We start from the raw sequence: 20,081 nt of genomic DNA on the forward strand, positions 1-20,081 counted from the left end.
ATCATTTTTCATATTGTTCGAACAAAGGAAGAAGGATGTCACGACCTGTCGCCGATAGGTGAATCGACACTTCACGCTTCGGATCTTTTAAATAAACATCGGTCTTTTTGACACGCTTATCGAGATAAACTTCGTATTGTTGTCCTTTCACTCCATCTCGGAACGTCAAGTATTTCCACTTCGCCCGTTTTCCTCGTACGTCAGCCTGTTCACTTGTCTTGATTGCTTTTTTTAATTTCCCGGATTCATCACTGGTCATCATGATCATATGGTCCCAATCGAGACCTTTCTCCGAAATACGATTTCCTTGATCATCTTCTTCAAAACGGACATGCGAGAACTGTCTTTGATGGATCAACGTCATTTCTTCATTATCCACAACTAGATCATCTGTTGTTTGATTCGGTTCTTGGAGTTCAGTTGGTTGTTCAGTCGTGTGTCGAATCGATAATTCGTAGCGGAATTCGCGTCCGTTTTTCTCCGTTGCGATGACCGTTCCATAATGCTCGGGTGTTCCGTCACCCGGAATGAACCGGACCTTTCCTGGATGTTTCATTGAATGGATCGGGTGTTCCGCACGCCGTCCACCATACAACTGTGGTATTCGAACCGAAACGTCGTATGTCGAACCGAATTGTTGATTGTAGACGAGATAGAGATCGACATCACGGGTGAACGGTGTCAAAGAATTCGTATATACGAAAGACGTCGTACGTGTATCTTTTTTTGTGACATCCGTCGCCTCGATGACGAGGTAACCTGATCCTGGAAGTTCTAATGTTCGAGCAGAATGATTTGCAATCTTCTCATCAGGATTAAACCAGTCGTCTTTTTTTAATACAGTAGGCTTCACATTAAAGTTCTTCCGTTGTTGAGTCAGAGCAGTCTTCTTGAAGACATCGTCTTTCTTTGCTAACGGATAGTACCCGCCTTTAAACGATGTCTGACAATATAAATACGTCTTTTTTCCAGCTTTCACGTAACGAACGGTTTGACCTTCATAATCCTCGAACGGATTCGTCATCATGACGGAATAGATATCGCCGACAGCGTAATCGGTAGGTGCATCGCTCACTTTAGACGCGCACGTTTTTTGGATGACAGTTCGTTCTTTAGCTGACAAGGTGCGAGATTCTTTTTCGTTGAATTGCCCTCCGTCATACATTTGCGATAAGTAACCCCATTTGAAATTCGGCGCATCGCTTTGACAACCGCTTAAGGCTAGCGTTGCACCGAGTGTGAGTCCGATCCAGTAACGTTTGTTCATTGATTAAGCACCTCACTAAGTGCTTCACTGGTCGTACTTGACAGCTTCGCACCATTCTTTGATCCTGGTTTAACGACATAGATTTCAAGTTTTTTGGCGCGTTTGCGTTCATACAACTCAAACATCTGGCTTTTCCCTTCGCGCATCAACGTCAATTTTTTCTGCTTTAGTTTTGTGCCTTGCGGCTCCATCACTTCGGTCTCTTTTAATTCCTGAGCGATTTTTTTCGCTAGCTTGTCAGGAATCGCTGAGACGAACTTATAATCGCTATCAACAAGCTGTTTCGGTGATTGATGGATGAAACCGACATAACCGGGTTGATTTGTATTGATAAAAGCATATTTGAAATTTGAAGGTTTTTTATATGACTTATTGAGACGCATATAGATTGGCGTTTCCTGGACAACTTTATCTTTTTCTAGTTTTTGAACGGTAGCAAAGTGAATCATTTGATCGGGTGAGAGGACATCAGGTAATTCTTTACGTTCAATCTGGTAGGATTGCCCTTGCGCATACTCTTGAATGACTGAAGAGTTTCCCTCGCGTGTTCCGCTTACTGTGAGATCAATTATGGCGGACTGCATCCCGTTTTTTGGGCTGTGACGGAAAGAGATATTCAAGTCGGATCTGGACAGCGACTCGGTCGTCTCGAAGAATGTGCGTTCTTTTCCGTCTTCTTCTCCAAAAATAATGAATTGACCTTCCGGTGGTAAGGACAGTTGATAGGACGGGAAGAGATAACGTCCGAGCGTTTTTAATTCTTTCTGATCTTCGTTTTCCTGTTTTTGTTGATCCGTGATTTCTTTTGGAACAGGTTTAAAGCGAATGACTGTCGATTTAGCTTTAAACGGTTGTTTTGACCAATCGACGAATGGATAATCACTTCGCTTGATCTGATGAACCGTATAATCTGCGTGGCGAATCGGCTGACAGGCCAGATAGTCCTTTTTTTCGTCTGACAGGAAACGGACGTGTTGGAACTCGCGTCCTTGAACACTCTGGGGCAGGAAGTATAAGTCAAATCCTTCGTGTTGCACATACCGATCAGGCAAGCGCTTCATATCAGGTTTTTGCTGACAAACCTTCAACAAAGCAGCGATTTGTTTTTTCGGGAGATCCGGTATCTCTTGCCCATCAAAGGTAGTCGAAATACCGCCCCAGTAATTGGCGTCATATGTAAGATCTAAGTATTGTTCTTTACCACATCCTGCAAGTAGAACTGCACCTGCGAGAATACCGGTATGTATATAGCGTCTCATGAAAAACCCCCTTCATCTTAATGACTATATTTTACCATAATTTCAAGAATAGACAGAATTTTCTATAACACTTTAACATCAAGATGTTTGACATCTCTTGACTCGGGAATAATAGATGCATGCACGGTCAATCTATTACTATGGGGGTTTTATGATGGGTACATTCATTCAAGCAGTTGATGGCACGAAGATTTACGTCGAGGATGTCGGGTCGGGTCAACCGGTCGTCTTTTTACACGGCTGGCCGGCAAACAACAACATGTTCGAGTATCAAAAGAATCTGCTCGTCGAAGAAGGATACCGTTACGTCGGGATCGATTATCGCGGTTATGGCAAATCAGATGCGCCGGCAACGGGATACGATTATAAGACGATGGCGTCCGACATTAATGAAGTCATCGAACAGTTGAAATTAACGAACGTCACGTTGCTTGGCTTCTCGATGGGAGGAGGAATCGCCTTGTCCTATCTCTTGCAATACGGGGATTCAAAAGTCAGTAAACTTGTCCTCGCTGGAGCCGCAGCCCCTGTCTTTACACAACGCGACGGCTATCCATACGGGATGACAAAAGAAGAAGTCGATGCGTTGATTGCCGACACGAAACAAGATCGTCCGTCAATGCTTAAAGGATTCGGGGAAATCTTCTTTGCGAAGGAACATCCAGAACCACTTCAACAATGGTTCCATGGACTTAGTATCGCCGCTTCGTCCCACGGTACGATTCAGTCAGCAATTGCCTTACGTGATGAGGACTTGCGTGGAAAACTCGAAAACATCAAAGTCGATACGTTAATCATCCATGGTAAAAAAGACCAAGTCTGTCCGTTCGAGTTCGCGGAAGAAATGCAAAAGGGAATCCCACATGCACGACTTGAAGTCTTCGAAGAGAGTGGGCACGGTATGTTGCTTGATGAACAAGAGAAGTTCAACGAAACGTTACTGTCGTATGTTAAAGGAAATCAAACCGTCTAATCCAACAAGCCATGGACACCTGTCCATGGCTTGTTTTTGTGTACAAAAAAAGTATGCGCCGGCGCATACTTTTAAGGACGATACTTCCGCATGAACCGTTGATCGATCCAGCGCTTCAGGTACCAACCAAGTCGATTAGTTGAGTACGATTTACCATACAGGGAAACCGCATGACGTGGTCCCATCGATAAAATCGTCAAGTAGTTCGTTTGCGGACGATACGTTTTCAGTGCCTCTTCCTGGACGTACCGCAAGAGGTTTTCCAGTAAGATCGGTGCTTGCCGGACAGCTGTGACGCCGTTCTTTGGAATATCGGGATAAGCGACGAGGGTCGCCGCGTCACCCGCAGCAAACAGACTTGGATGATTGAGCGCTTGCAACTGCTCATTGACGAGTAGGAACCCGTCTTCCGTGAAGAGCTTACTGTCTGCAAACAATACAGGTGCTTTCGCACCCGTCAAGCGGATGATCGCATCTGACTCGATTGGTGGGTGATGCTTGAAGCGGAGTAGTGGTTCATCATCTATTGGACGTTCCCGGATCCAATATACATCGAGTTCTTTTAACCGTCTCGCAATCGCTTCCGCTGCAGGGTGCCCTGAAAGTAACTCTGGATCCGTGATCAGTGTAATCGGCACATCCGCCACTTTCAAGGACGCCGCCATCTCGACGGCCGCTGCACCGCTTCCAATCAAGACTGGACGCTTTGCTTGTTGCAGACGCTTTAATGTATCCGGTAACCGGTAGTTCGGTTTGATCGATAATCGTGTCGTATCTTCCGACCAATCGAACGAGCCGATATTCGTCGAGACGACGTCATAGGTATAGTGTCTGCCGGATGCACCGAAGACGACTTTTTCAACGGGGTCGATTTTGATGACGGTCTCCTCGATGAATTGTTTATCATAGGCGCGACATAAGGCGGCGACGTCGATACGGATCTCATCAATGTCGTATGTTCCGTCAGCAAGTCCGGAGTACATGCCCGAGTAATATTGGTACGTCGAGGCGCTTAAAATCAGCCACTCGACGTCTTCTGTCGGTCCGTGTGTAATGCAATGCAGGTGAGCGTGTCCTGCACCAATCAAGAGGATTCGTTTCATGTTGTTCTCCTTCAATCTGTCTTGCTAGAATGTACCCGGATACGGGTGGCGGTAATCATAACCAAAAGACAAGACTGATGAACAGGAGGATGACCCCGAGGTAGATCATATCCTCGCGCTGAACGACTGGCACTTCATAATATGTCCGTTCCGCTGAAAAATGACGGGCTTCCATGGCGATTGCCATCCGTTCTGCCCGCTGGATCGATCGCGAGAAGAGCGGTAAGCCGATCGATAGTAACGCATCACCAGGAAAGCGACTGTGCACGTTTCGAATCATCCGTACTTGCCGCAAGACTCGGACTTCTTCGACCAGTTGCGGCAAAAAGCGAATTCCGGCAAGGAACCCATACGCGAAGCGAGGCGACACCTTTGCCTGGTGAATCAAGCTCATCACGAACCGGGTCGCATCGGTCGTCGTGACGAAAGCGAAACTCAAGCAGACGAACGTCGCCATCCGTAAGGCAAGTAACCAGCCATGTACGACACTTTCCGACGTGACATGAAACCAACCGAACGACCAGAGCGTGTTCGTACCTTTGCCAAACGCCGCCATCATCCAGAACGTCAATAAGAATAATAGACTGTAAGGTGCGAGCCGTTTCAAGAATTCGACAGGACCCCATCCGGAGAGAATTAGCAAGGCGATAGCAAAACTCAGGAACACCAACGTCTTGATCCAGTCATTCGTTGCAATTAAGGCAAACATGATCAAAAACAATCCGCTCCCCTTGATGACAGGATTGAGTTTAGCGAACGGTGACGCGTTTGTTTGCATTGCGCTTCACCTCCTGGAATTGGTAAGAAAGTGGACGTTGCAGCTGACAGCGTTCGAGTAACGGAACGTCAGCGAATAACTCGCTCGGACGCCCGTCAAAAGCAATACGACCTTGCTCCATGACGAGGACACGATCCGCGTATCGGGCGACGAGTTCCATATCGTGTGTTGCCATGACGAGCGTCGTTCCGTTTTGTTGTTCCGTCAACAACTGTTCCATGAGCCGCCGCGTCGTCAATCCATCCTGTCCGAACGTCGGTTCATCGAGCAACAACACATCCTTCGACTGCCCGAGCATCGTCGCGACGCTGAGCCGTCGTTGTTGCCCCGTACTAAGCGCAAGCGGTGACTGCTGTTTGACGGATGCGAGTTCCAGCCGTTCGAGCAACGTCGTGCGCTCGTCACTCGTCGCTTCCCGGTGACTCCAGTCAATTTCCGCTTCGACCGTCAGCTTGAGAAACTGCAGATCCGGTTGTTGGAAGACATAGCCGACGTGCTCATAAAAGCGTCGCCGGGAGTAACGCTGAGCTGAACGTTCCTGGAACCGATATGTTCCTTGATGCGAGAGCAACCGACCGAGTGTTGCAAGCAACGTACTTTTCCCGGAGCCGTTTGCCCCGAGCAGCATCACCCATTCTCCTGTCTGCAGGGAAAATGTCGCATCGGTCAGCGGGTAAGGGGCTTTCGTCGATAATGCAGTGACGTGTAACAAGGCAGTGCCTGCTGTAGCGACTGAGGGAAGCACGTGAAGTCGCGCTGCTTGTGGTCCATCTATGGGTAACGTCTCTAACGTGTACGGATACAAAGAGGGAACAGCAATCCCTTTCGATTGAAGCTCTGTATACGCCTGCGGGAACAAATCCTGCGGATGCGCCGTTGCAGTCACCGATCCGTCCTCAAGTAAGACGATCTGATCGACATATGGCAAACAGACATCGAGTTGGTGTTCGATCAAGACGATCGTTAAATCATGTTCTTTCTGAATCCGAAAGATCAACGCCATCAGCTCGTGTTGCCCGATCGGGTCAATCTGAGCTGTTGGTTCATCGAGTAATAAGATCGTCGGCTCGAGCGCCAGGACCGCAGCGAGCGCGAGGCGTTGTTTCATCCCCCCGGATAGACTCGCGATTGGTGTCGAGAAGGGGAGAGGGAGACCAACAAGTGCGAGTAAGCGTTCAATGCGTTCCTCCATCTCTGCGCGTGGAATCGACCGGTTTTCTAAGCTAAAAGCGATTTCGCGTCCGATCGTTTCCATGCAGAACTGTTCTTCTGGGTTTTGGAACAGCACTCCGACCGAACCGGACCGGGTAACGGTTCCCGTCTGTTCGACTTCAATCGTCTCTGGTGTCAGTCCGGCTAGGGCATGAAGCAGTGTCGTCTTGCCACTCCCGCTTCGTCCGAGCAGAAGGGTCGTCCCGTGCTCGATCGTCAGCGATACATGATCGAGCACCGACTTCATCTGACCGGGGAAGCGGATGCTGAGATCATCGACAGTAATCATGCGACTTCCCGTTTCGTACGTCCTGCCGCAAACCCGTTCAAGACACCGGTCGCAACAAGGCGACGGACGAGAATCGCTGCAAGCAAGCCGCCCAGTAATGCGCCACTAATTAATTGTAAGCCAGTTGTCGCAAGCAACGTCGTCGTCGTGTAGTAACCGAATCCGTTCGCGATCAGACTATAGACGATGCTACCAATCGCGGCTCCAACACCCGATAACATCAATGTCCAGGTGTCATAACGGCGATAACGCGTCATCGCAAAGACGAGTTCCGCACCAAGCCCTTGGCAGACCCCGATCAGTAGAGCCGATAAACCAAAGTGACTACCCGTGAACAGTTCGACGGCTGCCGCGACGATTTCCGCGATGAGGGCGGCACCTGGTTTTTGAATGATTGCCGCGACGAGCGGGCTCGCGATGATCCAGATCCCAAACATCCAGTTGGCACCGACTGGTCCGAAGATTGCCGACATCGGTAACCAGAGTGTTGACCAACCGAGATAGATGACGCCGCAAGCGACGGCGAGCATCATCATGACCATGATTTCTTTCATTTTCCAGTGTTGCATCGTGTTCGTCCTCCTTTAAGTGGGGGAGACACCAAAAAAGACCGCCCTCCGTAAAAAGAGAGCGGTCCTCAGAAAAACTGCGCGCAGCAGGAGTCATTGGATGTGATCGCTCCACTTTCCTACGCTAGTATGAACTAGATCAGGTTCGAAGGGTCCGAAGTGAATCGTCTCAGCCAAATGGGCTCCCCTAGTGGATATGGTAATAGATGATACGCTGTTCACTTTAGGCAATCTTCTGTCTATTGTCAAGACACAAAAAAAACGATACGCCACAAAGGGCGTATCGTTAAACGACTTATTTGTTATCTTCGTTCTCTTCTTTTGCTTCTTCTGAAGACTCTTCCGTAGCTTCCGCTTCGTTGTCTTCACCAGCTTCCGCTTGCGCCTCAGCTTCTGCTTCTTCGATTTCCTCAAGATCCTGCTCGAGTGTAGATTCGACGACAGCTGCGACTTGAATGTCGCCTTCTGTGACGATACGGAAATCTTTTTGTTCCGGAAGATCAGCTACAGAAATCGAATCGCCGATTTCGAGGTTCGTGACGTCGATTTCGACGTTCTCTGGTAATTTATCTGGTGTTGCTGCGACTGTTACTTTAAAGAGTGTCTGTGACAGGAATCCGCCGACTTTAGCGCCAGCTGCTTCACCAACGAGTACGACGTCTGCTTCGACTTCTGTCTCTTCATCCATTTTAACGGCGATGAATTCAACGTGATCGACAGTTGGTGTGAAGACATCCATATCACGACGGTTGATCAAGACGTTAATATTTTTACCGTCGAGTTTCAGTGAAATCAAGACGTTCTCACCGTTTTCTCGAACGATTTTAAGCAATTCTTTTTCTTCAAATGCGATCGGTGTACTTTCCACTTTGTAACCATACACGACACCAAGAGCTTTTCCTTCATGACGTAATTGTTTACGGAGTGAGCGTGGACGTACCTCACGTTTTTCGGCTGTTAATTTAACTGACATGTTCATTTCCCCCTTGAATTTGGTATAGCCCTCAAAAGGTAATGAATGTAGGAGCAGGACAAGTCCTGAACAATTTAAATATGCTAAGACAATCGGTTTCAGACTCTTTTGAATCTGACGCTTTCGTGACTTTGCATTTCTCTCCCAGGTCATTACGCTGATATTGAGAAACATGTGTGAGTAAGTCACCGTTTGATGCGGTGCTAGTGAGTTTATACCCCTATGTTTTAAATCCTTAAACCTCTATTTTTTATTTTTTAAAGTCGAAAGACCTCCAAACCGCTTGAAATCAAGGGTTAAGAGGTCTTTCGTTTTTTTCATTTTTTTACGGTGATGCGTTGGTTTTCACGGACTAATACACGGATGAGACGTTCGATGTGCCGCATCGTCGTATGTCCCATCGTTGAAATTTGGAGCCATTGATTATGGACGAGATAGTCGCTTTCATACTGGACGTGATAGCCCTGGATCCGGAGAGCGTCTCCTAAAGTGGTTGCCGACGGATGGACGATCGTCAGAATTCCCGGCGCTTGTGCTTCTTGCGTCGCAAGCAGGTTAAAACCAGTCGCGCGAACGGCCTGTTCGAGATAAGTCATCTTGATGGCGGCTTGATCGAGATCAAGGGCATCGAGCGCTGCCTGACAAGCCAGCAACAAGTTCGATGAGCCGGAAAAGGCGACGCCTTCCGCATAAAGTCCGAGATCCAGATAACGTGGAATACGTGGAGAAGGTAGGACGCGATCTACGTGACCGATGAACGCAAGACCCGGTAAACCACCAATTGCTTTTCCGGAGACGGTCGTGACGAATCTGCAGCCGGCATACGAGAAACGCCCGGTTCCGACGGCGCTGATCGCATCGACGATGAGTGCGGTTTGTTGATCCAGCAGTGCTTTTACCGCATCGAGATCGTAGAGAACGCCCGTAGACGTCTCACAATGTGTCAACCAGATCCAGTCGTATTCCGTTTGATGCAGTTGACTCGCGAGTTGTTCCAAGTCGATCGGGTGACCGGGTGGAAGCGAGTGGACATCAAAGGACTTTCCAGCCCGTGCCGCGTGATCGATCAAGCGTTGACCGAACTCACCACCGTTTAGGATCAACCCATGTCCACTCAGTTGTTGTGCGACGATATCGTTGGCGAGCGTACCACTGCCGACAGCCATCGAGACATGTGTCAAATCCAGCAACTGACACATTCGGTCCCGTAAATTTTGATCGAGCTGACGCATCGATGCCGTCCGATGCGGGCGCGGTGCTTGTTGCGCCGCTTGGCGGACTGTTGGTGCAACCTCGACCGGACCGGCTAGAAAATGCAGAGGACGTAAAACGTCCGCGATGACGGACCGTTCGTATGTTGCGCGTGACAACAACATCGGTACGAACTGGGCATCGCCACTACCGAGCGTCGCTGCGATTGGTGTGAAGCCGAACCGCGCATATAGTTTAGCTTCCCGCGTCGTACCACTGATATAGACATGATCAATCGTTTCCCGTTCCAAGTAGACCATCAAAAAGCGCATCAATTGCATGAACGTACGACTATTGCGGTATTCGGGACGAACGCTGAGTAAACGGATTTCCGCTGGGTCCGTCAGTGTCTCATCTAACATCACACCCTTTTCTTCAAGCGAAAAAGGACGATGCTTTCGAATAGCAATCATCGCGACGAGTCGATCGTCTTCCTTGCCGATCAGATAGGTATTTTGATCATGAAACCGGTCAATCCGTTTCCGTTCGGTGTTCGGTTGATGTTGCGGAATCTCTTCCGTGAAGGTGAGGTAGTTCAGTTCATGGATTGCTTCCGCGTCCGAAGCGGTGGCAATGGAAAAGTCGATCATGAGACGTCCTCCTTATGTAATGACTGGCTTGTGAAGTGCATCATGAGCCCACAGGACAAGTAGACTTACGGCAACGGTACACAAGATATTGATGGGTCCCGCGTCAAAGTAGATGGGGAGTAACGGGAGCAGAACAACCGGAATCAGCCCTGCTTTGACGCTATCTTTCGTTACGAGATAAGACAGACCGAGTATGCCTAGTCCGGCAAGATATGCCCATGGCGTGATGGCGAAGACGATTCCGGAAAATACGGCATACCCTTTACCGCCGCGTCGCGGATGAAACAATGGAAACAAGTGACCGATGAGCACGGCAAGAGCGACTGGATAAAATGCGTCTGTGATCTGTAGTGCAAGAACCGTCTTCGTGGCATCAAACAGATACACGAATAAAAAGGCCGGGAGCCCACCGGCACGATGGGCGTTGCGGGCACCGATGTTTCCGGAACCGACCTGAGCCAAATCGGTACGACTGACGTACTTCCAGAGCGTACCGCCAAGAATACTGCCGATAAGGTAACCAAGCAGGAGATCAAGGATCACCGATGTTCCTCCTTTGTTTCTACGAGATGAACGAGTTCTTTGACGGTCAAGGCACCACTGTCTGGAGCCGTCAGGACGGCATCGACCATCTGGGCTTTTCGATCTTGTAATTCCGTCATCTTTTCTTCGATCGTCCCGCGTGTCAGCAGTTTGATGACCGTCACGTCGGACTGTTGTCCAAGCCGGTGGGCGCGATCGGCAGCTTGCTGTTCGACGGCCGGATTCCACCAGCTGTCAAAGAGGATGACGGTATCAGCAGACGCGAGATTCAGTCCTGTTCCACCGGCTTTCAGGGAAATCAAGAAGAGATCGACTTCACCGTCATTGAACCGGTCGCATAACGTTACCCGGTCTTCAAGCGGTGTCTCACCCGTCAACAGGAAGTGGGGGAGATGACGTTGCGCGAGATCCGAGCGAATGCGCTCGAGCATTTGCGTATACTGCGAGAAAATCAAGATTCGCTTTCCGGCGGCCCGTTTTTCGGCAATCAGTGAGAGCAGACGCGTTCGTTTTGTTGCTTCCCCTGTGTATCCCTCGACGAATAAACCTGGATCGTTGCAAATTTGCCGCAAACGCGTTAACCCAGCCAGTAACTTCAAACGATCTTCGCGTTTCGTCTCGTCTAAGTGTTGCAGCGTCTCCAGTTGCAATTTGGCAAGATACGACGCATATAAGCGTTTTTGGTTCGGACCGAGCTCGACATAATGATGCTCGATCTGTTTCTTCGGTAAATCCTGTAAGACATCTTGTTTCTCACGCCGTAATAAGAACGGTTGGATGAACTGTTGCATGTCATCAAACGACCATTTCTCAAACGTCATTAGATCCGGCAGTAGCTCTGGAAACAGGACATGGAAGATCGACCAGATATCACGCGGCCGATTCTCGAGCGGTGTGCCCGTTAAGGCGAACCGTCGTTTTGCTTGCAGGTGCCGCAGTTGACTGACTGTTTGCGACTGCGGATTCTTCAAGTGCTGTGCTTCATCAAAGAAGACGACGTCATATACAGGGTGGCGACGGACGTCGGTCCGAAGCGTCGTATAGGAGACGATCGTCACCGTATCGTCAGGTAAGTGCTCCAGTTCGCGGAGTCGGCTGGCTTGAGAACCGGTGACGACATGAACCGGTCGATTGGGTAAAAAGCGTTTCAGTTCTGCTTCCCAGTTGCGGAGCAGTGACGCCGGCGCGACGATGAGCGCACGACGGTCAGGAATCGTCGCGATATAACCAATCGCTTGAATCGTCTTCCCAAGCCCCATCTCATCGGCTAGGATCCCGTGACATCCTTGTGCGTCCAAATTCTTCAGAAACTGGATGCCCGTCCGTTGATACGGATAGAGTCGTGACTCTAACGAATTCGGCAAGTCGAGCCGGAATCCTTGTCCCGATTTTAATTCAAGCCATTTCTCGAGCAAATCAGCGTGAAGATGGAGGACGGAGGCGCCAATCAGATGCTTCATGTTCCGGACGGCAGGTAAGACGATTCGTCCATCGCGTAAGTCGCGTTCACTTGCTTCCATCTGGGCGAGAACCCGTTGCAACTGCTGAAAGGCCCGTGTCTCTAAAGATACGAACTGTCCCGATTTCAAGCGATGATAGCGTTTTTGTAAGACGAGCGACTTCAGGACACGTTTCAGCTCATCTTCCGGAATCCCGTCCATCGAAAAGTTGAACACGAGCCAATCGAGACGGTCCGTTACGTCGACTTCGATCCGCGGATGGAACGGACCTTTAGGTAAAGTCGTCCGGATCGCTTGTGTTGCAAATAACTCCAGTTGACCGAGCGCAACCCGTTCGTCAAACAGACTCCGCAGAAAGGCATACTGTGCGGCGTCACGCGTGATGATGTAGCGCATGTCACGTGGCGTTGCTTGGAATTCACGTAAGAAGCGTAAGACACTTTGTTCCGTTACTTGATCGCGCCCAGCGTAAATCGTCTCGTCGAGCGGATTCAGCTGAATCCCTTGATAATCGAACAACACGCGGACTTCGACTTCCTGAGCCGTTCGGTCAAGATGCAACTTGACGATCGGCGTTCCGGATACGATTCGTTCCTGCAAATCAGGACTGAACGAAACATCGGCGACTCGCTGCAAATACTCTATCTGTCCAAGCAAACGATCGAAGTAGGGCAGGGACAGTTGATGCTGTTGATTGTCCGTCAATCGTTTAAGCGTCACGACGGGTCCGGTCAGTTCGAAATGAATCGCTACCCGACGATCCGGTGTGAGACTGCGTAAATAATGGCGCGCGCCGGCGTCATCGACTTGAATCGCCGAGAACGGACGAATCTGCGGTGACAGCGGCGCCGGTGTACCGTGCGCCTGCACATGATGCATCGCCAGTAAAACGGCGACGATATGTCCACAAAACGATGTATCCATCGCAAGAGACGGACAGTTGCATCCGGCGTCGACACCGTGCGCCTTGACGCGAACCGTCACCGTGAATCGTTCCTCACCGTCGACGCTCGCTTCGATCAGCTCGTCACCCATCCGGTAATTGTGCAATGTGACCTTGCGGGCGGCGACATACTTCTTTCCCCGTCGAAAGGCGTAGGCATCAGACATCTGTTTGATTTTGCGTTCACTGAGCCCGTAATTCATGTTATTCCCCCTATAGTTGACATAATATGATTATCGTTCACCATCAAATAAATCGACGGCGCGTTTTTTCTCGGAATCACCGATATGGGCATAGACTTGTGTCGTTGCGACGGATTCGTGACCGAGTAGCTGCTGGATCGTCAGGACATCGACCCCACCGGTCGCAAGTCGTGTCGCGAACGTATGCCGCAATTTATGTGGTGTAATTTTTTTGCGTTCTAAAAAGGGCAGGACCGGCTTCAATCGTTCCGTGTGCCGCTGCAAAATATGCTGGACTGCCCGTGGGCTGAGTGGTTTCCCATGTTTTTGGAAGACAGGCACGGCGCCGCTCGTTGGCATCTGATAATGAATCGCATATTTACGTAAGGCGATCCGGGCTGGTTTTGCGAGCGGAATCAGTCGTTCTTTGTTACCTTTCCCGATGACGCGGAGCGTGTTTTCGTGGAAATCAACATCGTTCCAGACGAGTTGGGTCATCTCACTGAGGCGCATCCCGCTGTAGCCGAGCAGTTGGAACAACGTCACGTCGCGGACGCGGTCTCGTTCATAATGTGATGCTTCCCGGGCATTCATCTCGACGTTTGACGGTAACAACTGAATCAATTCATCCCATTCGCGTTTCGTCAGATAAACCGGTTCCCGTTTTGCTTGTTTCGGACGATTGACTTTGGCAACTGGATTTTCCGACAACTGCCCTGTATCGACCAAATAACGGAACAACGACTGTAATGCTGATAACTTCCGGTTGATGACGCTTGATGCATTTTGTTTCGTTAAGGCAAGGTATTCAGCGTAAGCTTCGATTCCTGCTGCATCGATTTCGACGAACGCTTCGAGTGGAATATCCCGCGCCGTTACTTCTTCACCTGACGCTGCAGCGACAAATTGAAAGAACGCTTCGTAGTCGTAAACGTAGCGGCGCATCGTCGCTAACGAGAAATGTTTTGCTGCTAACTGATCCAAATAGGACTGAATGAAGCGTGGCATCCGCTCATAACCCGGAATCGCTGGTGCTGTAGCTGAAACGGTCGTTTTATGTATCGTTTTTCCTAGGTTTTTAAATAAACTCATCCGACAATCACCCCTCTAGTGGTAGTATACCAAACGTTGGTACATCAGACACTTGTTTGCGTGAAATAGTTATTTCACGCAACGTTAAATTGTCAGACAGGGAGCGCTCAGTTGCATCGACAACGCATCAGACGGGTCGTTGGTCAACTCGATGCACGTGAGAATTTAATCTATTTTTATCGTTTTTGAGCTACAATATTCTCTTTAATGACAATAATATTATTATGTCAACTTAATCATCAAAAAAGAATGAATATTCAATTTCGCTCTCAGTTGCATTGAGAAGTTGTTCGACGGGTCATCGGTCGACTCATTTGATTTCAAGACGATTTCTGAAAAACGTCGAAAACGCGCTCGATTTCGCATACTTCATCTTGGTTCGGGTATAGAGTGTTAGGTAAGAGTTATTTTCATAAGGGGGAGTTCTAGATGATTACCGATCAACAAGCACGTCAATATTTGAAGGATGCGAAACGGATCGCCGTCGTCGGCATCTCGAGTGATTCTGGAAAAACGGCGAACTGGATTGCGGATTACTTAGTCCAGCACGGATACGAAGTCATTCCGGTCAATCCGACGTTAAATGAGTGGAACGGTCAAAAAGTCTACCCGAGTGTCGCAAGCATTCCAGGACACATCGATATCGTCGACGTTTTCCGTCGGTCTGAGTTTTTAGCGGATGTCGCGAAAGATGCTGTCGCTCACGGCGATGTCGGGATGATTTGGAATCAGCTCGGTCTCTCAAGTGTCGAAGCCGAGAGCCTCGCACTTGGCGCTGGAATTCCATATATTGAGAATCGTTGCATCAAAATCGAGCATCAATATCTGTGAGTCATCGCATGATTTCAGGCATCTTCACCCGTTCGTGAAGGTGTCTTTTTTCATGCGCTTTACAGGTTATGCTTGTCAGGAAGCAAGAAGATGCCTACAATTAGAGACAGACTACTTGAAATGACGAACGAACGTTTGTGAAAACGACGTCGTCATTTCGAATTTTGAGGTGAAATGAATGGCGACAGACTTAAATAACTACAATGATGATGCCATACAGGTGCTCGAAGGACTCGAAGCAGTCCGGAAACGCCCAGGTATGTATATCGGTTCAACCGATCACCGTGGACTTCACCATCTCGTCTACGAGATCGTCGATAACGCGATCGATGAGGCTCTCGCAGGATTTGGGGAACAAATTGACGTTACGATCCATAAAGATAATGCGATCACCGTCCGTGACCATGGACGTGGGATGCCAACGGGGATGCATGCATCGGGAAAGCCGACTGCTGAAGTCATCTTCACCGTTCTACACGCCGGTGGTAAGTTCGGTCAAGGTGGCTATAAGACGTCCGGTGGCTTACACGGCGTCGGGGCGTCGGTCGTTAACGCCTTATCAACGGATTTGAAAGTAACGATCTTCCGTGACGGGAAACAATATGAGCAAACGTTCGAAAACGGCGGGATGCCGAAGACGACGTTGCTTGAAACGGGTACGACGCGTCAAAAAGGAACGAGCGTTTACTTTAAACCAGATGGCTCGATCTTCAGTACGTTGACATACAACTACGATACGCTCGCAGAACGCTTACGCGAATCCGCTTTCTTGCTGAAAGGTCTGAAGATTACGCTGACGGACGAACGGTCCGATAAACAGGATATCTTCCAGTACCAAGACGGTGTCAGCGAATTCGTCCAGTACTTGAATGATGATAAAGATACACTTCATCCGACGGTTGCGTTCGAAGGGACGGAAAACGAGATCGAAGTCGATATCGCCTTCCAGTTCACGGATGCCTACTCGGAAAACGTCCTGTCGTTCGTCAATAACGTCCGGACACGCGACGGTGGAACACACGAAGTCGGTGCAAAGACGGCAATGACACGGGTCATGAATGAATATGCCCGGAAGAACACGCTCTTGAAGGAAAAGGATAAGAACCTTGACGGAAACGATATCCGTGAAGGCTTGACGATGATCGTCTCGATCCGGATTCCGGAAGAATTCCTCCAATTCGAAGGGCAAACGAAGTCGAAACTCGGTTCGCCGGAAGCACGGACGAGCTGTGACGCTGTCATCAGCCGTCGTCTTTCGACGTACTTGGAAGAAAACCCACAAACGGCGACGCTGTTGATCAAAAAAGCGATCCGCGCAGCACAAGCGCGTGAAGCAGCGCGCAAAGCCCGCGAAGAAGCACGAAACGGGAAAAAGAAGAAACGTTCGAGCATCTTGAACGGAAAACTGACGCCTGCTGCTTCAAAAAACGCGGATAAGAATGAATTGTTCCTCGTCGAGGGTGATTCTGCCGGTGGTTCCGCGAAACAAGGACGGAACCGGACGTTCCAAGCGATTCTTCCACTCCGTGGGAAGGTCTTGAACACGGAAAAAGCGAAACTCGCTGACATCATGAAGAATGAAGAGATCAACACGATCATTCACGCGATTGGTGGCGGTGTCGGAGCCGATTTCGACTTGTCGGATTGTAATTTCGACAAAGTCATCATCATGACCGATGCCGATACCGATGGCGCGCACATCCAAGTCTTGCTATTGACGTTCTTCTTCCGCTACATGCGTCCGTTGATTGACGCTGGGAAGGTCTTCGTTGCCTTACCACCGCTCTACCGCGTCTCCAAAGGGAAAGGCAAATCGGAGAAATTCGAATATGTCTGGGACGAAGAGACGCTCAAGAAAACGACGAAGAAGTTCGGTAAAGGTTATATGATCCAGCGGTACAAAGGACTTGGGGAGATGAATGCACCACAGCTCTGGGAAACGACGATGGATCCTGAGACACGGACGTTGATTCGGGTCACGATCGACGATGCTGCTGTCGCTGAAAAACGCGTTTCAGTCCTCATGGGCGATAACGTTGGTCACCGCCGGACGTGGATCGAGGACAATGTCGCCTTCGGTCTCGCGGAAGACCTCTCGATCATCGAGAATGAGCACGTGACGAAAGAGAGTGTGAACGAACATGTCTAATCTACAAAACATCCTGAACCTGTCGCTCGAGCAAGTCGTCGGCGACCGGTTTGGTCGTTATTCGAAATATATCATCCAAGATCGTGCCTTACCGGATGCCCGGGATGGTCTGAAACCGGTTCAACGCCGCATCTTGTATGCGATGCATACGGAAGGCAACCTGTTCGACCGGGCCTACCGGAAATCAGCGAAGACAGTCGGTGTCGTCATCGGTAACTATCACCCGCACGGTGATTCATCGGTCTATGAAGCAATGGTCCGCTTGAGCCAAGAGTGGAAGCTTCGTTACCCGCTGATTGATATGCAAGGGAACAACGGGTCAATCGACGGTGATAGCGCGGCAGCGATGCGGTATACGGAAGCCCGTCTTTCGAAAGTCTCGAGCTTGATTCTCGACGGGATCAACAAACAAACCGTCGATTACACGCTCAACTTCGATGATACGACGGAAGAACCGCTCGTCTTACCGTCACTCCTACCGAACTTGTTGATGAACGGTTCGACGGGGATTTCCGCTGGTTACGCAACTGAGATTCCACCGCACCACGCGGGAGAAGTCCTCGATGCTGCGATTGGTCGGATCTCAGGGACGGTCCAGAACGTCGATGACTTGTTGACGCACATGCAAGGTCCGGATTTCCCGACGGGTGGTGTCGTCCAAGGGCTTGATGGCATCAAGAAGGCGTTCGAGACAGGACGCGGGAAAGTCATCATCCGCTCGCGCTCAACGATTGAGACACTGCGGGGCGGTCGTCAGCAAATCGTCATCACGGAGCTCCCGTATGAGGTCAATAAAGCCAATCTTGTCAAACGAATGGAAGAACTCCGTCTTGATAAAAAAGTCGAAGGGGTTGCTGAAGTCCGTGATGAGACCGACCGCGACGGCTTACGGGTCGTCATCGAGTTGAAGAAGGAAGCGGACGCAGAAGGTGTCTTACACTTCTACCTCAAACAGACTGACTTACAAATTGCCTATAACTACAACATGGTCGCAATCCATGAACGGACACCGCGGCAAATGGGCGTCTTGACGTTGCTTGATGCCTATCTTGCACACGTCAAGGAAGTCGTCATCCGCCGGACAGCGTTTGATCTCGAACAAGCGAAACGTCGTCAGGAAGTCGTTTCTGCCTTGATGACAGCAATCTCTGTCCTCGATGAGACGCTTGCCTTGATCCGTTCTGCGTCGAACAAAGCGGACGCGAAAGACAAGCTGATCACGCGCTTCAACTTCACGGACCGTCAAGCGGAAGCCGTCGTCATGCTCCAGCTGTACCGGTTAACGAATACCGATATCGTCGAGTTGCAGGAAGAAGCTGCGAAACTCGAGAAGGAAATCGCTCGTCTTGAGAAGATCCTTAACGATGAAAAGACACGGAATCGTCTGATCATCAAGGAATTGACAGTTTTGAAGGAGCAAGTCGCGGACAAACGTCGCTCGACGATTGAAGCGGAAGTTGAAGAACTGAAGCTGAAGACGGAAGTCATGATCGCTGTCGAAGAAACGATGGTCTTCCTGTCGAAAAATGGTTACGTCAAACGCTCGTCACTCCGTTCATTCGGTGCCTCGAACGACTTGCCGGACTTGAAGGAACAGGATCGTCCGTTGCTCCAAGGGCAAGCGATGACGACCGACCACTTGATCGTCTGGACCGTTCGCGGGAATTACTTGCTGATTCCGGTCCACCAATTACCGGATACGAAATGGAAGGATGGCGGTCAACACGTCGCGAACCTCGTCCCACTCGAACCGGGCGACCGGGTCCTCTCAGCGGATCTCGTCCGTTCGTTCGACGAAGCACACCATTGCTTGTTCGTCACCCGTCAAGGGATGGTCAAACGTTCGAAACTAAGTGACTACAACGCCCAGCGGAAGTCAAAACCGCTCCAAGGCGTCCGTCTGAAGGCAGACGACGAAGTCTTGTACGCGCAGGTCTCAACGGGTCAAACGGAGCTGTTCCTTGCGACACAGAACGGTTTCGGGCTTTGGTTCACGGAAGATGACGTTCCGGTCGTTGGTGTCCGGGCTGCTGGTGTTAAAGCGATCAACCTGAAGGATCAGGACGTCGTCGCGGGTGCGATCGGCTTCAAGGAAGCGCCACAGATCGTCCTCTTGACGCAACGCGGTGCCTTGAAGAAGATGCGTCTCGCGGATCAGTTCCAAGTCTCGAGCCGTGCGCTCCGTGGTTTACAGTTGCTGCGTGATTTGAAATCAAAACCACACCAAGTCGCAGCATTGATCGATGTCACGCAGGCGAAGGAATTGGTTCTTAGCGGCAAAGAACAGGAGAAAACGATCCAAATCGGTTCGTTATCGTTCCTCGACCGCTTATCGAACGGTTCATTTGCCTACGATGAAGAGAAATTCGGTCCCTTGCTCGACTGGTATACACGATAAGACGAGGCTCCTCCGGATAACGGGGGAGCTTTTTTAGATCTAGTGGGGTAGGAGAAGGGGATTTTGAGACGAACGCTCCGAATTTTGAGATTTATCGCTATAAATATCGTTTACAAATTGAAACACTGACCAATAACGGCTACAATAGAGGAAATAGTCAGGTCACGATTCGTCACGAACAAGCGTCGGGTCACGCGTCTCCGCAGCTTTGCTTATAGC

15 protein-coding genes and 1 riboswitch are annotated in these 20,081 nt (G+C 49.8%); of the genes, 4 read left to right on the forward strand and 11 right to left on the reverse strand.

The window, feature by feature from the left end; genetic code table 11:
* Position 1: 1 nt before the first annotated feature.
* Positions 2-1,267 (reverse strand): hypothetical protein, encoded by a 1,266-nt coding sequence (locus ITJ88_RS06475; RefSeq protein WP_195865031.1) that lies wholly within the window; start codon positions 1,265-1,267, stop codon positions 2-4.
* Positions 1,264-2,526 carry a hypothetical protein gene (locus tag ITJ88_RS06480; RefSeq protein WP_195865032.1) on the reverse strand — a complete coding sequence of 421 codons (1,263 nt, stop codon included), beginning with the start codon at positions 2,524-2,526 and terminating at the stop codon, positions 1,264-1,266. The genes ITJ88_RS06475 and ITJ88_RS06480 overlap by 4 nt, the downstream gene beginning before the upstream one ends.
* A gap of 154 nt (positions 2,527-2,680) precedes the next feature.
* Here ITJ88_RS06480 and ITJ88_RS06485 point away from each other — a divergent pair, with 154 nt between their 5' ends.
* On the forward strand, positions 2,681-3,499 hold the full coding sequence (locus tag ITJ88_RS06485; protein WP_064299866.1) for an alpha/beta fold hydrolase: 819 nt from the start codon (positions 2,681-2,683) through the stop codon (positions 3,497-3,499).
* Between the two features lie 71 nt (positions 3,500-3,570).
* Here the strand turns inward: ITJ88_RS06485 and ITJ88_RS06490 are convergent, their stop codons facing one another.
* From ITJ88_RS06490 to ITJ88_RS06530, 9 genes are all read right to left on the reverse strand, one after another.
* Complete coding sequence (locus ITJ88_RS06490) at positions 3,571-4,602, reverse strand: NAD(P)/FAD-dependent oxidoreductase (protein WP_195865033.1); 1,032 nt, start codon at positions 4,600-4,602, stop codon at positions 3,571-3,573.
* 55 nt (positions 4,603-4,657) lie between these two features.
* Positions 4,658-5,380 (reverse strand): energy-coupling factor transporter transmembrane component T family protein, encoded by a 723-nt coding sequence (locus tag ITJ88_RS06495; protein WP_195865034.1) that lies wholly within the window; start codon positions 5,378-5,380, stop codon positions 4,658-4,660.
* Positions 5,352-6,881 carry an ABC transporter ATP-binding protein gene (locus ITJ88_RS06500; protein ID WP_230088537.1) on the reverse strand — a complete coding sequence of 510 codons (1,530 nt, stop codon included), beginning with the start codon at positions 6,879-6,881 and terminating at the stop codon, positions 5,352-5,354. The genes ITJ88_RS06495 and ITJ88_RS06500 overlap by 29 nt, the downstream gene beginning before the upstream one ends.
* Positions 6,878-7,450 carry an ECF transporter S component gene (locus ITJ88_RS06505; protein WP_195865035.1) on the reverse strand — a complete coding sequence of 191 codons (573 nt, stop codon included), beginning with the start codon at positions 7,448-7,450 and terminating at the stop codon, positions 6,878-6,880. Before ITJ88_RS06505 ends, ITJ88_RS06500 begins: the two co-directional genes overlap by 4 nt.
* A gap of 99 nt (positions 7,451-7,549) precedes the next feature.
* Positions 7,550-7,649: riboswitch (TPP riboswitch) on the reverse strand.
* Between the two features lie 96 nt (positions 7,650-7,745).
* Positions 7,746-8,423 (reverse strand): 50S ribosomal protein L25/general stress protein Ctc, encoded by a 678-nt coding sequence (locus tag ITJ88_RS06510; RefSeq protein WP_195865036.1) that lies wholly within the window; start codon positions 8,421-8,423, stop codon positions 7,746-7,748.
* A gap of 317 nt (positions 8,424-8,740) precedes the next feature.
* Positions 8,741-10,264: a GNAT family N-acetyltransferase gene (locus tag ITJ88_RS06515; RefSeq protein ID WP_195865037.1), complete on the reverse strand. Its 1,524-nt coding sequence runs from the start codon at positions 10,262-10,264 to the stop codon at positions 8,741-8,743.
* 12 nt (positions 10,265-10,276) lie between these two features.
* Entirely contained in the window at positions 10,277-10,807 is a 531-nt protein-coding gene (locus tag ITJ88_RS06520) for a glycerol-3-phosphate acyltransferase (RefSeq protein WP_195865038.1), read from the reverse strand.
* A complete protein-coding gene (locus ITJ88_RS06525; protein WP_195865039.1) occupies positions 10,804-13,413 on the reverse strand; it encodes a DEAD/DEAH box helicase in 2,610 nt (869 codons plus the stop codon). Before ITJ88_RS06525 ends, ITJ88_RS06520 begins: the two co-directional genes overlap by 4 nt.
* A 30-nt stretch (positions 13,414-13,443) precedes the next feature.
* Positions 13,444-14,484, reverse strand: coding sequence for a tyrosine-type recombinase/integrase (locus ITJ88_RS06530; protein WP_195865040.1), 1,041 nt, complete (start codon positions 14,482-14,484; stop codon positions 13,444-13,446).
* A gap of 429 nt (positions 14,485-14,913) precedes the next feature.
* Here ITJ88_RS06530 and ITJ88_RS06535 point away from each other — a divergent pair, with 429 nt between their 5' ends.
* The 3 genes from ITJ88_RS06535 (at position 14,914) to parC (ending at position 19,862) form a co-directional block, all read left to right on the forward strand.
* Positions 14,914-15,315 carry a CoA-binding protein gene (locus tag ITJ88_RS06535; RefSeq protein WP_195865041.1) on the forward strand — a complete coding sequence of 134 codons (402 nt, stop codon included), beginning with the start codon at positions 14,914-14,916 and terminating at the stop codon, positions 15,313-15,315.
* A 178-nt stretch (positions 15,316-15,493) separates the two neighbouring features.
* Complete coding sequence (parE, locus tag ITJ88_RS06540; RefSeq protein WP_023468335.1) at positions 15,494-17,464, forward strand: DNA topoisomerase IV subunit B; 1,971 nt, start codon at positions 15,494-15,496, stop codon at positions 17,462-17,464.
* Positions 17,457-19,862, forward strand: a complete 2,406-nt coding sequence (parC, locus tag ITJ88_RS06545; protein ID WP_195865042.1) for a DNA topoisomerase IV subunit A — start codon at positions 17,457-17,459, stop codon at positions 19,860-19,862. Before parE ends, parC begins: the two co-directional genes overlap by 8 nt.
* The last annotated feature ends 219 nt before the right edge of the window (positions 19,863-20,081 follow it).

Origin of the sequence: Exiguobacterium abrahamii, assembly GCF_015645365.1 — a bacterium.
Classification (GTDB): Bacteria; Bacillota; Bacilli; order Exiguobacteriales; family Exiguobacteriaceae; genus Exiguobacterium_A; species Exiguobacterium_A abrahamii.